15 protein-coding genes and 2 tRNA genes are annotated in these 17,033 nt (G+C 70.4%); 5 read left to right on the plus strand and 12 right to left on the minus strand.

The annotated features are described in order from the left end of the window. Positions 1–25 precede the first annotated feature (25 nt). Both tig and QFZ29_RS09190 read right to left on the minus strand, forming a co-directional pair. Positions 26–1,450, minus strand: a complete 1,425-nt coding sequence (tig, locus tag QFZ29_RS09185; protein ID WP_306893829.1) for a trigger factor — start codon at positions 1,448–1,450, stop codon at positions 26–28. Positions 1,451–1,498: 48 nt separating this feature from the next. Next, a tRNA-Pro gene (locus tag QFZ29_RS09190) sits at positions 1,499–1,572 on the minus strand. Between the two features lie 203 nt (positions 1,573–1,775). Here QFZ29_RS09190 and QFZ29_RS09195 point away from each other — a divergent pair. After that, positions 1,776–5,543: an SCO7613 C-terminal domain-containing membrane protein gene (locus QFZ29_RS09195; protein ID WP_306893830.1), complete on the plus strand. Its 3,768-nt coding sequence runs from the start codon at positions 1,776–1,778 to the stop codon at positions 5,541–5,543. Here the strand turns inward: QFZ29_RS09195 and QFZ29_RS09200 are convergent. After that, the gene (locus QFZ29_RS09200) at positions 5,496–5,756 is read right to left on the minus strand and encodes a nuclear transport factor 2 family protein (RefSeq protein WP_306893831.1); all 261 of its coding nucleotides are present in this window, start codon (positions 5,754–5,756) and stop codon (positions 5,496–5,498) included. The two genes, QFZ29_RS09195 and QFZ29_RS09200, sit on opposite strands and share 48 nt — an antisense overlap. Before the next feature lie 95 nt (positions 5,757–5,851). Between QFZ29_RS09200 and QFZ29_RS09205 the strand changes: the two genes are divergently transcribed. Further along, positions 5,852–5,925 (plus strand) — tRNA-Gly (locus tag QFZ29_RS09205). Positions 5,926–5,941: 16 nt separating this feature from the next. On the opposite strand, the gene QFZ29_RS09210 is transcribed toward QFZ29_RS09205, so the two are convergent. Further along, the gene (locus tag QFZ29_RS09210) at positions 5,942–6,616 is read right to left on the minus strand and encodes a cation transporter (RefSeq protein WP_306893832.1); all 675 of its coding nucleotides are present in this window, start codon (positions 6,614–6,616) and stop codon (positions 5,942–5,944) included. A gap of 149 nt (positions 6,617–6,765) precedes the next feature. On the opposite strand from QFZ29_RS09210, the gene QFZ29_RS09215 reads away from it, so the two are divergent. The 3 genes from QFZ29_RS09215 to QFZ29_RS09225 all read left to right on the plus strand — a co-directional run bounded on the left by QFZ29_RS09215 (position 6,766) and on the right by QFZ29_RS09225 (position 8,401). Continuing rightward, a complete protein-coding gene (locus QFZ29_RS09215) occupies positions 6,766–7,347 on the plus strand; it encodes a dihydrofolate reductase family protein (protein WP_306893833.1) in 582 nt (193 codons plus the stop codon). A 90-nt stretch (positions 7,348–7,437) separates the two neighbouring features. Continuing rightward, positions 7,438–7,770, plus strand: coding sequence for a YciI family protein (locus QFZ29_RS09220; protein WP_306893834.1), 333 nt, complete (start codon positions 7,438–7,440; stop codon positions 7,768–7,770). A gap of 133 nt (positions 7,771–7,903) precedes the next feature. Continuing rightward, entirely contained in the window at positions 7,904–8,401 is a 498-nt protein-coding gene (locus QFZ29_RS09225) for a Dps family protein (RefSeq protein WP_306893835.1), read from the plus strand. Positions 8,402–8,455: 54 nt separating this feature from the next. Here QFZ29_RS09225 and QFZ29_RS09230 read toward each other — a convergent pair whose 3' ends face one another. The 8 genes from QFZ29_RS09230 to QFZ29_RS09265 form a co-directional block, all read right to left on the minus strand. Beyond that, positions 8,456–9,118 carry a response regulator transcription factor gene (locus QFZ29_RS09230; protein WP_306893836.1) on the minus strand — a complete coding sequence of 221 codons (663 nt, stop codon included), beginning with the start codon at positions 9,116–9,118 and terminating at the stop codon, positions 8,456–8,458. Positions 9,119–9,189: 71 nt separating this feature from the next. Further along, positions 9,190–10,605, minus strand: a complete 1,416-nt coding sequence (locus QFZ29_RS09235; protein WP_306893837.1) for a sensor histidine kinase — start codon at positions 10,603–10,605, stop codon at positions 9,190–9,192. After that, on the minus strand, positions 10,586–12,139 hold the full coding sequence (locus tag QFZ29_RS09240) for a multicopper oxidase family protein (protein WP_306893838.1): 1,554 nt from the start codon (positions 12,137–12,139) through the stop codon (positions 10,586–10,588). Before QFZ29_RS09240 ends, QFZ29_RS09235 begins: the two co-directional genes overlap by 20 nt. A gap of 84 nt (positions 12,140–12,223) precedes the next feature. Beyond that, positions 12,224–13,729 (minus strand): amidohydrolase, encoded by a 1,506-nt coding sequence (locus QFZ29_RS09245; protein WP_306893839.1) that lies wholly within the window; start codon positions 13,727–13,729, stop codon positions 12,224–12,226. Further along, entirely contained in the window at positions 13,726–14,370 is a 645-nt protein-coding gene (locus QFZ29_RS09250; protein WP_306893840.1) for an FMN-binding negative transcriptional regulator, read from the minus strand. Before QFZ29_RS09250 ends, QFZ29_RS09245 begins: the two co-directional genes overlap by 4 nt. Before the next feature lie 61 nt (positions 14,371–14,431). Beyond that, positions 14,432–15,436: an Fpg/Nei family DNA glycosylase gene (locus tag QFZ29_RS09255; RefSeq protein ID WP_306893841.1), complete on the minus strand. Its 1,005-nt coding sequence runs from the start codon at positions 15,434–15,436 to the stop codon at positions 14,432–14,434. A gap of 9 nt (positions 15,437–15,445) precedes the next feature. Further along, complete coding sequence (locus QFZ29_RS09260; RefSeq protein ID WP_306893842.1) at positions 15,446–15,961, minus strand: ribose-5-phosphate isomerase; 516 nt, start codon at positions 15,959–15,961, stop codon at positions 15,446–15,448. A 9-nt stretch (positions 15,962–15,970) separates the two neighbouring features. After that, positions 15,971–16,957, minus strand: coding sequence for a DUF2332 domain-containing protein (locus QFZ29_RS09265; protein WP_306893843.1), 987 nt, complete (start codon positions 16,955–16,957; stop codon positions 15,971–15,973). Between the last annotated feature and the right edge of the window lie 76 nt (positions 16,958–17,033).

Consider the following 17,033-nt stretch of genomic DNA (forward strand, 5'->3'; position numbering starts at 1 on the left):
CCCGTTCACGGTGGTGTGTGCTGGCTTATTCGGCGTCGGCCTTCTTGGCGGCGCGCTTGCGAGCCGGCTTCTTCGGCTCCTCGGCGGGCTCGGCCTCGGCTGCAGCGGCCTCGTCGGACGAGTCGGCCGGCGCCTCGGCGTCGGCTGCGGCATCCGTCGCTCCGGCCTCGTCTGCCACGGCCGTGAACTCGGAGAGGTCGACGGGGTTGCCTGCGGCATCCGTCACCTTCGCCTTGCCGAGCGCGATCGCGAGCGCCTTGTTGCGGGCGACCTCGCCGACCATGGCGGGGATCTGGCCGTTCTGGCTGAGCGCCTGCACGAACTCGTTGGGGTCCATGCCGTACTGGGCGGCGCCCTGCACGAGGTACTGGGTCAGCTCGTCTTGGCTGACCTGCACCTTCTCGGCCTCGGCGATGGTGTCGAGCACGATCTGCGTGCGGAACGCCTTCGCGCTCGACTCGGCGACCTCGGCACGGTGCTCGTCGTCTTCGAGGCGGTTCTCGCTCTCGAGGTGACGGTGCACCTCGTCGTCGATGACGGCTTGCGCGATCGGCACCTCGACGAGCTCGAGGAGCTTCTCGACGAGGAGGTCGCGAGCCTGGTTGCCCTGGCCGAACGACTTGGAGCCGGCGACCTGCTCGCGCAGGCTCGTCTTGAGTTCGTCGAGCGTGTCGAACTCGCTCGCGATCTGGGCGAAGTCGTCGTCGGCCTCTGGAAGCTCGCGCTCCTTGACGGCCGTGACGGTGACGGTGATCTCGGCGGTCTCGCCCTCGTGGTCGCCGCCCAGGAGCTTCGAGTCGAAGGTCGTGGTCTCGCCCGCGGAGAGCGTGTCGAGTGCCTCGTCGATGCCCTCGAGCAGCTCGCCCGAGCCGAGCTCGTAGGAGATGCCGCTCGCCGTGTCGACCTCGACGCCGGCGATCATGGCGACGAGGTCGAGGGTGACGAAGTCGCCCGACTTGGCCGGACGGTCGACGGTGATGAGGGTGCCGAAGCGGCTGCGGAGACGCTCGAGCTCTTCGTTGACCTCGTCGTCGCCGACCTCGACCGAGTCGACCGTGAGCTCGAGGCCCTCGTAGTCGGGCAGCTCGATCTCGGGTCGCACGTCGACCTCGATCGCGAGCAGCAGGTCGCCCGAGAAGTCCTTCTCGTTCGGCCACTCGACGATGTCGGCCTCGGGGCGGCCGAGAGGGCGCAGCTCGTGCTCGGCGACGGCGGCGCGGTAGAAGCCGTCGAGGCCCTCGTTGACCGCGTGCTCGAGCACCGCGGCCTTGCCGACGCGCTGGTCGACGATGGGCGGCGGCACCTTGCCCTTGCGGAATCCGGGCACGTTGATCTGCTCGGCGATGTGGCTGTAAGCGTGGGTGATGCTGGGCTTCAGCTCCTCGGGCGTCACCGAGATGGTGAGCTTGGCGCGCGTCGGGCTCAGCTTCTCAACCGAAGTGGTCGGCATGTGGAAGATCTCCTGTTGTGTGGAAGTTCGTGTCGAGTACTGCACTCGTCGGGGCGACAGGATTCGAACCTGCGACCTCCCGCTCCCAAAGCGGGCGCTCTACCAAGCTGAGCTACGCCCCGAGTCGCCGACTCAACTCGTCGATTCACCCACGCAGGCATGCCGAAGCACGCGTCAGTCGGGTGGACCCACGAAAGTCTACTGCACAGCCGACGGGCCCGCTGTTGCGTGCACCGGTCCTCAACACCCGATCGGCCATGAAGTCGCGCCGATTCGAGTGTGGATGTTCCGCCATGCGGGCGCTCCCCCGTGGCAGAGTGTGCCCATGAGCGACCGCCCACCCGCCGCACCCCTGCGCGACCTCCGCCGCTGGCCGGCCGAGCCCGCCCACCTCATCGACACCACGCTCTGCCCGGCGTGCTTCTCGCGGCTCTCGTCTGCGCGCTGCGGCGCGTGCGGGCTCGACCTCGCCGCGCCCGAGGCTTCGGAGCTCCTCGCGGCGGGCACTCGCGTGTACGAAGACGAGGGCCGACGTCAGCAGCTCATCACGCGGATGCGCACGGCCCAGGCGGCGCGGGCCGAGGCGGCGGCTGCAGGCATGGGTGCAACGTGGGCGCCTGCGGTGACCACGGCGGCACCGCCCGCCCCGGCGGCCATGCCGGCGGCTGCACCCGCGCCGGCTGCAGCGCCGGTGCCCGCGGCAGTGACGGTGCAGGCAGCGGCCACGGCACCGCCGGCGCCGGCGGTGGGGCAGCCGCCCGCGGCATCCGTTCCCGGTCAGGGCGAGGCTCGCTCGGGCCGCTCCGGCGTGCAGGTGCTGCTGCTGACGCTCGGCGTCGTGCTCATCTCGATCACAGCGATCGTGTTCCTCTTCGTCGCTTACCTCGTGGCGAGCCTCGAGGTGCGCTCGGTGATCATCGCGGTGGCGAGCGTGCTCGTGCTCGGGGTCGCATGGCTGCTGCGGGCGCGTCGCCTGCCGGGTACGGCCGAGGGAGTGGCCTCGGTCGCAGTCGTGCTGTTGCTGCTCGACGTGTGGATCGTGCGAGACCAGGGGTTGTTCGGCACCGACACGATCGGCGCTGCCGGCTACACGGGCGGCGCCCTGCTCGTCGTCGCGCTGCTGCTCTCGGGGGTGCACGCCGTGAGCGGCATCCGCGTCGCCGGTTTCGCCGCGGCGGGTCTCGCGCCCGTCGGCGTCTTCCTGCTCTCGTTCGAGGCGGCGCCCGAGTCCGAGTTCGCCACCGGCGTGTGGCTCGGATGCCTCGCCGCGTCGCTGCTCGGCACGGCGGCGTTGCTCCTGCCGCGCTCGACCGAGCGCGTGATCCTGCTCTCCGCCGGATTCGCCGCCGGCGGGCTCGGACTCCTGCCCGCCGCGTGGGCACTGCCCGAGCTGGAGTGGAACGAGCTGTGGACCTTCCTCGCGGTCGCGGCGGCATGGCTGCTCGCGCTCGTCGCGTTGCACCTCCGTGGCGCGGGCATGTCACGTGTTTGGGCGCGGATCGCGACTCCCGCATTCGGAGCGGGACTCGCCCTCGCACCCGCTGTCTCGATCGCCTTCGAACTCGACTCCGACCTCGCCATCTGGCTCGCCCCGGCGGCGGCCGTCGCCGTCGCATCGCTGATCGCCGCGGGTACCCGCTTGACCCAGCCGGTCTCACGGGACGCGTTCCGGGCGTGCATCGCCGCTGCCGCCGTGACATTCGCCGCGGCCATTCCGGGGGCGTTCTTCGGCCTCATTGCGGTCTTCACGCGGTTCGCCGCGAGTATTCCGCCGTGGCAGCTCGACGCCGATGCACGCATCGAGACCATCTGGCCCGAGTACGACTCGGGCGCTGTGCTCGTGCCGTTCGTGATCGCCGCCGGCGCTTTCGTCGTGACCTGGCTCATGGGCCACGCGCACCGGCTCGCAGCAGTCCCGGTCGGCGCGGCACTCGCCGGCGTGCTCGTCACCGGCGCCCTGGCACCGAGCACCGCAGTCTCGGCCGCAGTGCTCCTCGCCCTCGCAGCCGGCGCACTCGCCCTCGCCGCCACCCTGCGGCGCTTCACCGTGCCCGGCCTCCTCGTGACCCTGCTCATCGTGGGCGGCAGCGGAGGCGCGCTCGCGTGGTGGGTCGGCTATGCGAGCGTCGCGATCTGGCCGTGGGCGATCGCCGCCGTCATCGCGATCACCATCGCGGGCAGGGTGCTGGCACACAGGGTCTGGACCGCGGATGCCGCGCCTCGCGCCGGTGCAACGCTGCTCGCCATCGCCGCTGCGCTCCTCGCCGCCGCCCTTGTCTCGATCCCGCTGTGGCTCGACGCGGCCGCGGCCGAATTCGTCGCGCCGTGGACGTCGCCCTGGATGTGGCTCGCGACCGGCGGGGCCGTGCTGCTGGCGGGTGCGACGCTCGTGCGGCGCGGCACCCCGCGCGACCGGCTCGCCGTCGTGGTGCCGCTCTTCGCGGCATCCGTCGTAGCGCTCGCAGCCCTCGCGTTCGAGCCCGAGCTCGACTTGCGCTGGCTCCCGGCGCTCGTGTTCGTCGTCGCGGGCATCCTGTGGGTGCGTGTCGGCCTCTCCTCGGCGATGCGCATCGCGTTCGCCGCCGCCACGCCGCTCGCCCTCTCCCTCGCGTCCGCAGCCGCGGTCGATGAGGTGTTCGGGCCCGAGTTCGCGGGAGTCGGCGTCGCTGGAGCGACCCTGCTCTCCGCCGCACTCGCCCACTCGGCTCCGCCGGCACACATACGGAATCTGCGGTTCGCCTGGAGTGCCGCGGTCGGGCTCGCGGGCGTCACCGCCCTCCTGATGGCCGCAACGGGCACGTTCGCGAACGATGAGCTGTGGCTCGTGCTGCTGCTGCTCACGCCGGTGCCGATCGTGATGGCGGCACTGTACGGCGATCCTGTCGGCGGCGAGCAGCCGAGCCGGCACCTCGCCTGGTTGAGCCTCGCGCTCGGTGTCGCGGCGGTGTGGGCGTGGCTCGCCGGTGACGGCGTCGACAACGTCGAGGCCTACACACTCCCCCTCGCGGCGGCGCTGGGCATGGCGGGCGGGCTGATCACCTGGCGACGAGCCACCGATGACTCGCGCACTTCCGGCCGCACCGCGCTGTTCGGTACGGCTGCGGCGATCGCGGTGCTGCCGAGCGTGGGTTCGAGCGGAGACTCCGAGTTGCGCACCCTCGCGCTCGTGTCGATCGGCATCGTCGTGGCGGTCGCCGCCGCGTTCCTCCCGGAGTCGGCTCGCGGCGTACCCGTGCGACTGCTCGGCGTCGTTGCCGGCTGGACCGCGGTCACCGGCGCGGCGCTCGTGCGCGGCTCCGCGATCGCGACCGGCGCCGACGACAGCGTGCTGTTCGTCGAGTTCTGGCCGCTCGTGGCGCTGGCTGCGGGTGCCACGATTGCGGTGACGTGGACGCGGGTCGAATCGCGGCCCGCGTGGATCGCCGAGGCGTTGCTCGCGGCATCCGTCGCCCTGGCAGCCGTGCCGACGGTGCTCGCGATCGTGTCCGGCGAGCAGCCGACGCTGCGCGCCGCGGTGCTGTTCCCGCTGCTCGCGCTCGCGCACATCGCTGCCACCGCGACGACCGCGCGGCCGATCGCCGGGCCCACCTTCAGTTGGGCGACGATCGGAGTGCTCGCGCTCGGCGGCCTCGCGGTGCTCGTGGCCGGCGAGGTCGATCCGTTCGACCTCGTCACGGCCTCAGTGGGCGTCGCGCTCATCGGCGCAGGGTGGTTCCGGATGCGCCGCTCCCCCGAGGTCGGCAGCTGGCCGGCGCTCGGTATCGGTCTCGCGCTGCTGCTGATCCCTTCGCTCGTCGCCGACTTCACTGATCCCGAACTCTGGCGGAACGTCGCGCTCGGCATCGTCGCCGCCCTCGTGGTGCTCGTCGGGGCCATGCGTCGCCTCCAGGCGCCGCTGCTCCTCGGCGGCGGCGTGCTGCTCGTGCACGCGATCGTGCAGCTCTGGCCGTGGATCACCGACCTCTACGAGGCCGTGTGGTGGTGGCTGTGGCTCGGCATCGCGGGCATGCTGTTCGTGGTGCTCGCCGCGACCTACGAGCGCCAATTACGCCTTGCGCGCGGCACCATCCGCTTGATCGCCGAGTTGCGGTAAGAGCTCGTCGCAACGGATGCCTCGCCGCGGTGTGATCTTCGGCAACTGCGGAAAGGCGCGGTAGACACCTCGCCGATTCTCACCGCCGACGATGCGCTCGCCCGACTGGGGCCATTCCATCACGGCGTCCTCGTGGAATACGGCATCCATTCCGTCGACGTCACCGGCGTTCAGCGGTGCGATCAGCGCCTCGATCGTCTCTCGACCGCTCATGTGCATGCTCCTTCGAACGGAGGCCGCACACGCCCCGTGCAAGGACGGACCCCTGCCGTGTATTACGATGAGGCAGTGCCCGTGAGCGGGTGCTCGGGGATGTAGCTCAATGGTAGAGCCTCAGTCTTCCAAACTGATTACGCGGGTTCGATTCCCGTCATCCCCTCCAGATACGGCAACAACGCTCAGTCATCGTGGTCGTGGTCGTGCTCGTGCGCCTCGCGCTCGCCCGTGAGCACCGCCACAGGCTCGGCACAGGCGTCGCCGCGCCATGCCTCCACGCCCTCGCGCACCGCGAAGCCGGCGATCACGAGCGCAGCGACCGCGTCGGCCCACGCCCAGCCGAGCAGCGCGTTGAGGAGCAGGCCCACGAGCAGCGTCGCCGAGAGGTAGCTGCAGATGAGGGTCTGCTTCGAGTCGGCGACCGCCGACGCCGAGCCGAGCTCGCGGCCGGCGCGCCGCTCGATCCAGCTGACCACCGGCATCACCACGAGGCTCACCGCCGCGAGTGCGATGCCCACGGGGCTCGGCTCGGGCTCGCGCACCCCGGCAAGCGAGAAGATCGCGTCGACCGAGACCCATGCGGCGAGCGCGAAGAACGACACTGCGATGATGCGCAGGGCCGTGCGCTCGCGGCGTTCAGGGTCGGGCGCCGCGAACTGCCAGGCGACCGCGGCCGCGGAGAGCACCTCGACGATCGAGTCGAGTCCGAAGCCGATGAGGGCGGCCGACGACGCGGCCGAGCCCGCGGCAAGGGCGATGATCGCCTCGATCACGTTGTAGGCGATGGTGACGTAGACCACCGCACGGATGCGCCGTTGGAGCACCACCCGGCGCGAGGCATCCGTCGTCTGAAGCACAACTCGACGCTACCTCGATCCACCCTCGCGCCGGATGCATCCCGGCGACGTACTGGACGGCTGGCCGCTGCCGACCGATTGACTTTCCTGCAAGCGCGACAGCCCACGAAACTCTAACCTGAGGGCATCCCCCAAGGAGAGGAGCGCTCATGGGCAAAGTAGTCATGTACAGCTCGGTGTCGGTAGACGGCTTCATCGCGGACGAGAACGACCAGCCCGGACCGCTGTTCGACTGGTTGACCAGCGGTGACGTCCCGTTGGACGAGAGCGGCGTGTTGAAGGTCTCGCAGACGTCCTTCGACTACACCAGGCCGTACTGGGACCAGATCGGTGTGACAATCGCCGGCCGCCACGTCTTCGACATGACGGACGGCTGGGACGGGCAGCCTCCGGGCGGGATCGACCACGTGGTCGTCGTGACGCACCGGCCGAAGCCCGAGGGCTGGGACCCCGAGGCGCCGTTTCACTTCGTCGACGGCGTCGAGGCAGCCGTGGCCAAGGCGCAGGAGCTTGCGGGTGACCGCATCGTCGAGGTCGCCGCCGGCGACGTCGGTGGCCAGGTGCTTGCCGCGGGCCTGATCGATGAGGTGCGCATGGACGTCGTACCCGTCGTGTTCGGGTCTGGCAAGCGCTACTTCGGCTCGGTCGACGCGCAGCACCTGTTGGAGGATCCTGACGTGGTGATTCAGGGCAACCGGGTGCTTCACGTGCGCTATCAAGTGCGCCGCTGACCGATCCCAGCGAGTACGCGAACGAGTTCCCTACGAACGAGGACACTATGCTCGCGCTCAACGAGGAAGCGACAGCGTTCGGAGGCGCCCATGACCCAGACGTGGCTCTACCGGTTGCGGCTCAATCGCATTGAGCTGCTCACCGAGGGTCCGACGCCGGATGAGGCGACGGCACTCGAGGGGCATTGGAACCACCTCGTGCGGCTCCGAGAGGAGGGCCGCGTGATCTTCGTGGGTCGCAGCGACGAGACCGATCCCGAACGCCTCTTCGGCGACGTGGTCTTCACCGCTCCGGATGAGGCGTCGGCGCGTGCCGTGATGGCGTCCGATCCGGCGGTCTTCGCCGGCGTACAGAGCGCGACGCTCTACCCCATGAAGGTGTTCATGGTCGATGCCGCGGCGCTGCCGCCAGAGGAGGAATGAGGCGAAACGGCCGGCCCGCCGCATCCGTTCGACGCACGCATCCAGCCCCGGTGAGCCGAGGCTTTCCTTCCTTGAAATACACGGGGGGCGGCGTAGCGTTGATCAGGACATACGCCAGGGAAGGGTGGAATCGATGACCGACACCAAGGATGCACCGAAGACTTCGAAGACCGGATCCAACGCCGACGTCGCCGCGGGAGTCGCGCAGTTCCTGACGCCCGTCGTGCACGAGCTCGTCGCCCTCGCCGTGAACGGCAAGCAGGCGCACTGGCACGTACGCGGCGTGAACTTCATCGCCGTGCACGAGCTCCTCGACGAGGTCGTGGCGCACGCCCAGGAGTGGGCCGACCTCGCCGCCGAGCGAGTCGTCGCCCTCGGCCTTCCGATCGACGGGCGCCTCGCGACCGTGGCCAGCAAGAGCAACGCCGCGAACCCGAAGCTCGGATTCCAGCCCTACGAAGAGGCGATCGCGGATGTCGTCGCGCAGATCGACCTCGCTGCCGAGAAGGTGGGCGACGCGGTCGAGGGTCTCGAGAAGCTCGACCCCGTGAGCCAGGACGTCGCGATCGAGATCCGCCGCGGACTCGACAAGGACCGCTGGTTCCTCTTCTCGCACATCTCGGTGAAGTAACGCTGAGCCGACCCGCCATGGCGGGCTGACGGGCACCGCAGGTGAAGCTCGGCGCTAGCGCTGCAACCAGGTGATCACCGCGAGCACACGTCGGTGATCGGTGCCCGAGTCCTCGAGCGCGAGCTTCTGGAAGATCGAGGTGACGTTCTTCTCCACGGCGCCCACGCCGATGAAGAGCTGCTTCGCGATGCCCGCGTTCGTTCGGCCCTCGGCCATGAGCTCGAGCACCTCGCGCTCGCGCGGGGTGAGCGACTCGAGGGGGTCGCTGCGCCGCGAGAGCAGCTCGCGCACGACCTGTGGGTCGAGCACGGTGCCGCCCTCGCTCACCCGCTCGACGGCGTCCTTCAGCTCGTCGAGCGAGGCGATGCGATCCTTCAGCAGGTACCCCATGCCACCCTCGCCTGACGAGAGCAACTCGTGCGCATACGTGCCCTCGACGTACTGGCTGAGGAGCAGCACGCCGAGCCGCGGCTTGCGCCGGCGCAACTCGATGGCCGCACGCACGCCTTCGTCGCGGAACGTCGGCGGCATCCGCACGTCGAGCACCGCGACGTCGGGCCGGGTCTCGTCGAGCTGGGCGAGCAACTCGTCGGCGTCGCCGTAGGCGGCGGCCGTCTCGAAGCCGGCCTCGTCGAAGAGCCGCACGAGCCCCTCACGCAAGAGCACCGAGTCCTCGGCGAGCACGACACGCAACGGGCCGCGGGCGGAGTCGGTCATGCCCCCACATTAGCGGCGGAGCACCACGCGAAGCCGCCCACGGCCCGTCATCGGTCGTCGTCGCTCGTCGATCAGTCGGCGGATGCCGCGAGCGGCACATACGGGATGTGTGCACCGATGGTGGTCGGCCCGCCCACCGGGCTGTCGATCACGAGCACCCCGCGCAGGCCGTTCACGCGCTCCTCGAGCCCCGCGAGCCCGTGACCGGGAGCCGGTGACGCACCGCCGCGGCCGTTGTCGATCACCCACAGGTCGAGCCAGTGTCCGGATTCGCCCGTATCGCGAGTCGACACGCGCAAGCGGATGCCGGTCGCCCCTGCGTGCTTCGCGGCGTTCGTCAGCAGCTCGGCGGCGATGAAGTACGCGTTGCGTTCGATGACGGCCGGCAGGGCGGCATCCGTCGGCACCTCGACCTCGCGGGTCACGGGCACCGGGCTGCGCGACGCGAGCGACTCGAGGCCGGCGGCGAGCCCGCGGTCCTGCAGGATCGGCGGGGCGAATCCACGCGAGAGCGCCCGCAACTCGTCGAGGGCCTCTCGCGCCTGGTCGCGCGCCTCGAAGAGCAGGGTACGAGCCGAATCGGGGTCGCCGTCGAGTTTGCGCTCGATCGCGGCGAGATCCATCTGCAGGCGCACGAGCCGCTGCTGCGGCCCGTCGTGGATGTCGCGCTCGAGACGGCGGAGGGAGGTGTCTTCCGCCTGCACGGCGGCACCGCGTGACGCGGAGAGGTGCCGCACCTCGCGCTCGAGCGCCTCGGAGCGCCAGGCGCCGAGGACCCCGCGGGCGATGAGGTCGTGGAGCACCGTGAGGCCGCGGAACACGAACGGCAACATGACGAGGAACAACAGGCCGAGGATGATCTCGAACACCGTCTCGCCGACCTGCGGATCGAAGTCGAACGTGTTGCCCGGCACGAGGAAGTCGAGCACGGCGTCGTGCACCCACACGTCGCGTCCGTCGCCGTCGGGGATGTACCGCTGCCAGATCCACCCGGTGGTTCCGGCGAGCGCCACCGCGGTCCACGCGACCGTGATGCTCCAGGTGACGACGCTGACGATGGGATTGATGACCATCCCGTGCAGCAGGTAGAGCCAGTAGTGCCCGTCGATGAACGGCGCGAACATCGTGCGCCAGAAGCCCTGGTTGCGATCGGCGTGGTCCCACGCCGGTCGCCGCACCTCGGGGCGTCCCGCCCACCTCAGGCGCACGAGCTCGAGCGTGCCGAAGCCGCGAGCGATGAAGAGCGACGCGACGACGATGAAGATTCCGAAGACGATGAAGATCAGGCCGAGCCCGGTGAAGAACGTGGTCGCGAGCACGACGAGGCCGAGGATCGCGATCGGCATCGTGAGGATGAGGAAGGCGAACTCGCGCGGCACGCTCGCCCACAGGGCGCCGTAGCCGGGGCGCCGCCGGGGCGCGGCATCCGCTCGCTCGAGGGTCATCGTGCTCGTCTCAGTGCTCGGCTCAGTGGTCATGGTGCTCATCGCTGGTCTCCTCCGTCATTGTCGCCTGTTGGCCGGGCTCCACGACGGCGAATTGCCCCATCATGCCCTGATCCTCGTGCCACAGCAGGTGGCAGTGGTACATGTACGGCGTGTCGGGATCGGCGTAGTCCTCGAAGCGCAGAATGAGTTCGAACTCGGTCTCGGGCTGCGCGAAGAACGTGTCCTTCCAGCCCGCGAGCTCAGGGGGCGGGGCCGCCCCGTCGATCGAGGCGATGCGGAACTGCACGTCGTGCACGTGGAAACTGTGCGGCATCGAGCTCGTGTTCGTCACGATCCACCGCTCGGTCGTGTCGACCGTGATGGTCTCGTCGATGCGGCCCATCTCCATCTCGTCGTCGTTGATCTCGAACCCGTTGAGGTCGAACGTGCGGGTCGTCGTCACCGCGGTCTCGTCGACGGGTGGAACGGTATTGAGTCGCTCGGGCACGGCGGGTGCAGGGTCGAGCGTGTCGGCGGCCCGCAGCTCGAGCACGTCGAACGAGTCGGCGCCTCCGTTGCTCGCCGCGATCATCGACTGCATGCCGGCGATCTCGCGAGTCATCTTCGACTGCAGCACGATCCGCTCGCCGGGCACCATGCGCACGAGCACCTCGGCGCGCTCACCGGGCGAAAGCAGGACCCGGTCGAGTTCGACGGATGCCTCGAGCAACCCGCCGTCGGTGGCGATGAGCTCGATCGGCCGCTCATCCGACCAGCCGAACGCGTAGCTGCGCGCGGTGGACGCGTTGAGCAGCCGCAGTCGCACGAGCTCATCGTCGACGTCGAGGAACGGGCCGCGCGTGCCGTTCACGATGAGCTCGTCACCGAGGGCGCCGGCGAACCCGTGTCCACGGCCCTCCTGCTCTCCCTCGGCGGAGAATCCGGCATCCTGCACGATGACGGGCACATCGTCGACGCCGTACTCGCGCGGGAGGTCGAGCGCCGCTTCGGCGTCGTCCTGCACGAGGAACATGCCCGCGAGACCGCGAGCGACGTGATCCTCGGTGTCGCCGTGCGGGTGCGGGTGGTACCAGAGGGTCGCCGCCTGCTGGTCGATGTCCCACTCGGGCGACCAGGAGGCGCCGGGCTCCACCATCTGGTGCGGGCCGCCGTCCATCTCGGCGGGGAGGTGCATGCCGTGCCAGTGCACGGTCGTGGGCTCGTCGAGGCTGTTGGTCAGGTCGACGCGTACGTGCTCGCCGCGCTTCGCGACGATCGTGGGGCCGAGGTAGCTGCCGTTGAAGCCCCAGGTGTTGCTCGGCTCCCCCGGCTCGAACTCGGTGGAGCCGGCTTGCGCGTCGAGCGAGAAGACCCGGGTGCCGTCGGCGTCGACGGTCGACTCGGCGAGCGGCGGAATGCTGAGCGGGGTGTCGAACTCGACGTCGCCGACGGTGGACACCGGCGCGGGGCCGACGAGGCCGCAACCGGCGAAGGACACGGCCACGAGGCCGCCGGCGGCGATGGCCGCGAGGGCGCTCAGCGTCGCGCGCGGGCGGCGCAGGCGTTCAGGCGAGAGACGGGGTGCAACAGGCATGCCTCCAGCCTCGCGATCGGGGGTTCGACGCCCCAGCCGGTGTGCGCCCGGATCGGGGCGGGGGTTTTCCCCCGCCCGCCGCAGTCAGAGCGAGTCGTGCGTGAAGCGGCCCGCGAGCAGGGTGGCCGCCACCGGCATCCGTCTGAGGTCGTCGGCGGATGCCGCGAAGGGGTCGAGCTCGATCACCGCGAGATCCGCGACCGATCCCGCCGTCACCGTGGCACCGTGCCCGCCCGTCGACGCGGCGAGCGCGACACGCACGTCGATCGCCTGCTCGGCGTGCCAGGGCTCGCGCCCGTCGCGGCTGCGCCCGACGGCGGCGGACATCGCGATCCACGGGTCGAGCGGCGCCACGGGGGCGTCGGAGCCGAGGGCGAGCTCCACGCCCGCTTTGGCGAGGTCGGCGAGCATGAAGGCACGGTCGGTGCGGCCGGGCCAGTACCGTTCGGCGACGTCACGGTCGTCCATGGCGTGCTCGGGCTGCACGCTCGCGACGATGCCGAGCTCGGCGAAACGGGCGACGTCTTCGCGTCGGAGCAGCTGTGCGTGCTCGATGGAGCCGCGGCATCCGACGTCCTCGAAGGCGTCGAGGACGATCGCGTTCGCCTGGTCGCCGATGGCGTGCACGGTTGGCGTGATGCCCGCCTCGTGGGCCGTGCGCATGAGCGGCACGAGCTCGTCGTAGGGCACGGTCGAGAGCCCGTAGGGATGCTCGTCGGGGCCGCGACCGGGATAGGGATCGAAGCACCAGGCCGTTCGGGTGTTCAGGGACCCGTCGGTGATGATCTTGTGGCCGCCGACGGTGACGAGACCGCCGGTTCCCGGCACCGTATCGCCGGTGTGCAGCCCCTCGGCGATGGCGCGGTCGAGGTGCTGGGTGTAGATGCCGAAAGCGACGCGCAACGCCGTCGAGCCGTCGGCGGCGCGGCGCGCCCAGTCGTCGCGGTTCCAGCGCATCTCGAGGTCGACGATGCCGACGACGCCGCGAGCGGCGGCCCGGCGTGCGGCGTCTGCGACCCAGCCGTCGAGCACGTCGTCGGCCACGTCGTCGATCTCGCGCAGCATCCGGAAGGCGTCGTCCTCGCGGAGCAGTCCGCTCGCGTCGGCGAGGTGTTCGATCCCGTGGCGGCGCAGCGCCGCCGTGTTCAGCCAGCAGGAGTGCAGGTCGGCGGAGACGAGCACGACGGGCACCTCACCCGAGACGGCGTCGAGCACCGCGCGGCTCGGGGCATCCGTCCAGAGCGCGTCACGATAGCCGAAGCCGATCACCTCGGTGTCGCCGCGGTCGACGGATGCCGCGACGAGCGCCGCGGCCGCGGAGGCCGAGCGGGCCTCGGCGAGATCGAGCCGGCGCGAGACCATCGCCCATTGCGAGAAGTGCACGTGCCGGTCGTGGAGGCCCGGCACGACGAATCGACCGCCGAGCTCGATTCGTCGGGCACCTTGCGCGGACGGTTCGGACTGCGCCGACGGCTCAACCCCCGCGGGAGTGATCGCGGTGACCGTGCCGCGCGCGACGTGCACGTCGACTGCGCCGTCGGCGCCGGGCAGGCGGGCTCCGGCGAGAACGAGCGGCGTCGCTCCGCTCATGCGCGGGCCGCCCGGAGGGCCTCGTGCGTGCGGCGCATCTCTGCGGCGAGCGCGGGGCTCGCGTAGGGGCCGTCGCCCTCGAGCTCGGCGATGATGCGGTCGACGGTCTCGGCGGGCTTGTTCTGGCTCATCTTGTTCTTCGCGACGATGCGCGTGATGGGAATGCGCAGGCCCACGGTTCCCGTGGCGATGGAATCGGCGTAGGCCGAGTTCTCGGCGGTGCCCCGCATGCGGCGCGGTTCGGGCATCGGATCCTCGAAGTGGTCGACGAGCGCTTCGAGCACGCGCAGGTTCTCGTCGGCGCTCAGGAGCTCGGGTGTGCCGTAGAGGTGCGCCGTCACGAAGTTCCACGTGGGCACGGCTGGGCTCGCGTCGTACCAGCCGGGCGAGATGTAGCCGTGCGGGCCCTGCACGATGACGAGGATCTCGTGGCGGCCGAGCTCGTGCACGACGTCGTCCGGGCGGCCTACGTGGGTGAGCAGCACGATGCCGTCGGCGGTCTCGTCGAGGAGCACCGGGTAGTGGGAGGCGACGAGGCCCGCGGCATCCGTCATGCTCACGATCGTCATCCACGGGTTTTCGCGGATCAGGCGCTTGACGGCGTCTTCACTCGCCATGGTGAAACTCGGGTTCTGTCGCATCGAACTGCCCTTTCCGAACGGATATCTCAACGCTACGCGCCGGCCTGAGCCGGTCGACCACTCACGACTGGCAGTACGGGCACCAGTAGAGCTTGCGGGCGCCCAGCTCCTCGAGCACGATGTTCGTGCCGCACACCCGGCAGGGCAGCCCCTCTCGCTTGTACACCCAGTGCCGATCGGCACGATTCGCCATGGCTGCGCGGAAGGCGTCATCGTCGAGGTCGTCCATCGTCATCATCTGGCCGGTCTCCACCCCGATGCGGAGCAGCTTCGCCCAGTCGCGCCACAAGTGGCGCACGTGCTCTTCCGGCACGAGCCTGCCCGGCGTGTGCGGATTCTGCCGCGCGCGGAACAGGAGCTCGGCGCGATAGACATTGCCGATGCCCGCGATGACGTTCTGGTCCATGAGGAGCAGTGCGATCGGGGTCGGCTTCTTCGTGACGGATGCCGCGAACCGGTCTTCTGCGGCCGTGCCCTCGTCGATGAGCGGATCGGGCCCGAGACGGGCCACGACGGCCTCGACCTGAGCGGGATCGAGCACCTCGCACGCCGTTGGCCCCCGCAGGTCGGCGCTCACGGTGTCGGTGAGCAGGCGCACGCGCACCTGCCCCACGGGTTCGGGCGGGAAGGTCGTGAGGTCGTTGCCCTCCTTCTCGGACTCCGACATCCGGAGGCGGGTGCGTCGAGGGGCGCCGATCGAGGTGATGGAGTTCTCCCCCGCCGCGTCGAACACGACCGCGTCGGGGTTCGGGCCCTCGAGGAACGTGCCCTTCTGGCCGGTGTGCCCCATGCGGCCGTTGGCTGAAGCGATCGTCGCGTCCATGAGGATGTCGCCGGCGAAGTCCCACGCGCCGTACATGCCGAGGTGCACCCGGAGCCAGCGGTCGCCCTCGAAGCCGAGGAACATCTGCTTGCCGACGGCGCGGGCATCCGTCATCCGTCGCCCGTCGAGCTCAGCCGCTCCCGCCGCGAACCTGCCCTGCGGACTCGAGGCTCGCACGACGTGGCCGACGAAGTTGCGCTCGAACTGCCGCGTGATGCGGTGGACGGAGTGGCCCTCGGGCATTGCGGTCTTCTACTCCGAAGCGGCGGCGGAGCCCGTCGAGACGTCGACGCCCTTGCCCGCGATGTCGCCGGTCTCCTCGTACTCGGCGAGCTGCGCGATGCGGCGCACATGGCGTTCGTCGCCCGAGAACGGCTCGGCGATGAAGGCGTCGATGTAGCGGATGGCCTCTTCGACGGTGTGCTGGCGCGCGCCGATCGAGATGACGTTCGCGTCGTTGTGCTCGCGCGCGAGAATCGCCGTGTCCATGCTCCAGACGAGGGCCGCACGGATGCCGCGCACCTTGTTCGCGGCGATCTGCTCGCCGTTGCCCGAGCCGCCGAACACGATCCCGAGCGCGCGCACCCCCGCGGCCTGGTCTCGCACGACGGCGAGCGCCGCGTTGATGCAGAACGCCGGGTAGTCGTCGAGCGGGTCGTACACCGACGGCCCGTGGTCGAGCACCTCGTGGCCACCGTTGGTGAGGTGGTCGACGAGGGTGCGGCTGAACTCGAGGCCGGCGTGGTCGGTCGCGATATGGATGCGCATGCGCCAAGTCTAGGGATTCGCGACCCAGCGGAGCGCGCGCCCGTGCGGTTGCGCCCACGCGAGCTGTTCGGCGTCGAGCGCGAGCACGAACTCGGTTCCGTTGAGGGCGGAGTCCTCTCGCGCGGCGATGCCGGGCACGATCGTGCGTCCCTCCACCGAGACCCAGTGACCGGGCAACCCGCGGACGGTGCCGACGAACTCCGCGCGCGCGGCCTCGTCGAGGTAGGCGAGCACCGCGGTGTGGAAGACGACGAGGGTCGCGTCTGGGGGTGCCTCGGCCGCGAGGCCGGCGAGGCGCTCGTTGAGGTCGCCCGCGACGATGTGGGGCGGGTCGGCGGCGGCGATGCGCGCGGCCGCCTGCAGCCGGGTCCTCCGATCGTCGTGTTCGGGCCAGATGAGCGCATCAAGCCACGCGAGGTCATCGGGTCGCCGCACGTCGAGGGGGTTCAGGTCGATGCCCGCCCGCCAGACGACGTCGGGGAGCCGCGCGGGAATCGGAACGTCAGCGGATGCCTCGCAGTCGAGCACGACCTCGCTCGGTCCGTCGACGGGGTCGAGCTGCGGATGCCCCGTGTACCGGTAGCTGTACCGGTCGGGGTAGAGGCAGAGCCCCGCCGAAGCTCCCACCTCGAGCAGGGCGAGTGGGCCGTTCAGCCGGGCGAGCACCGGGAGATGGAGCGCGCAGCGCGCGGCTTCGTTCGTCTGGGTGGCGTGGGTGAGCGCGGTGGCCCGCACCTCCACCCAATGGGCGTGCAACCATTCCCGGAAGAGGGAGTAGGGCCCGGCCGGCACACCCTGGAACCGCGCCGAGGCGAACACGAGGTTCGGCTGGCGCTTCGCCGGAGGCAGCTCGTCGATGAGCCGCAGCGTGGCCGGGTCATCCGCCGCACCGAGCGCCCACCCCTCATAGGTCGCCGACATTCCTCGGGACTCGACCTCGGCGAACGCGCGATACCGATCGGGCGTGGGGGCGCTGGGGTCGACGCTCGTGTGCATATCGCCACGGTAGATCGGGGGCGCGAGGCGGTCAATGCGCAGGGCCTGCTGCGCGGGCCGCCTGCGGGCTAGGCTG

Origin of the sequence: Agromyces albus, assembly GCF_030815405.1 — a bacterium.
Lineage (GTDB): Bacteria > Actinomycetota > Actinomycetes > Actinomycetales > Microbacteriaceae > Agromyces > Agromyces albus_A.

What these genes read in the sequence shown, in the direction of transcription:
- tig (WP_306893829.1), bottom strand. Translation starts at nt 1,450, where the DNA reads ATGCCGACCACTTCGGTTGAGAAGCTGAGCCCGACGCGCGCCAAGCTC.
- QFZ29_RS09195 (WP_306893830.1), top strand. Translation starts at nt 1,776, where the DNA reads ATGAGCGACCGCCCACCCGCCGCACCCCTGCGCGACCTCCGCCGCTGG.
- QFZ29_RS09200 (WP_306893831.1), bottom strand. Translation starts at nt 5,756, where the DNA reads ATGAGCGGTCGAGAGACGATCGAGGCGCTGATCGCACCGCTGAACGCC.
- QFZ29_RS09215 (WP_306893833.1), top strand. Translation starts at nt 6,766, where the DNA reads ATGGGCAAAGTAGTCATGTACAGCTCGGTGTCGGTAGACGGCTTCATC.
- QFZ29_RS09220 (WP_306893834.1), top strand. Translation starts at nt 7,438, where the DNA reads ATGACCCAGACGTGGCTCTACCGGTTGCGGCTCAATCGCATTGAGCTG.
- QFZ29_RS09225 (WP_306893835.1), top strand. Translation starts at nt 7,904, where the DNA reads ATGACCGACACCAAGGATGCACCGAAGACTTCGAAGACCGGATCCAAC.
- QFZ29_RS09230 (WP_306893836.1), bottom strand. Translation starts at nt 9,118, where the DNA reads ATGACCGACTCCGCCCGCGGCCCGTTGCGTGTCGTGCTCGCCGAGGAC.
- QFZ29_RS09235 (WP_306893837.1), bottom strand. Translation starts at nt 10,605, where the DNA reads ATGAGCACCATGACCACTGAGCCGAGCACTGAGACGAGCACGATGACC.
- QFZ29_RS09240 (WP_306893838.1), bottom strand. Translation starts at nt 12,139, where the DNA reads ATGCCTGTTGCACCCCGTCTCTCGCCTGAACGCCTGCGCCGCCCGCGC.
- QFZ29_RS09245 (WP_306893839.1), bottom strand. Translation starts at nt 13,729, where the DNA reads ATGAGCGGAGCGACGCCGCTCGTTCTCGCCGGAGCCCGCCTGCCCGGC.
- QFZ29_RS09250 (WP_306893840.1), bottom strand. Translation starts at nt 14,370, where the DNA reads ATGCGACAGAACCCGAGTTTCACCATGGCGAGTGAAGACGCCGTCAAG.
- QFZ29_RS09255 (WP_306893841.1), bottom strand. Translation starts at nt 15,436, where the DNA reads ATGCCCGAGGGCCACTCCGTCCACCGCATCACGCGGCAGTTCGAGCGC.
- QFZ29_RS09260 (WP_306893842.1), bottom strand. Translation starts at nt 15,961, where the DNA reads ATGCGCATCCATATCGCGACCGACCACGCCGGCCTCGAGTTCAGCCGC.
- QFZ29_RS09265 (WP_306893843.1), bottom strand. Translation starts at nt 16,957, where the DNA reads ATGCACACGAGCGTCGACCCCAGCGCCCCCACGCCCGATCGGTATCGC.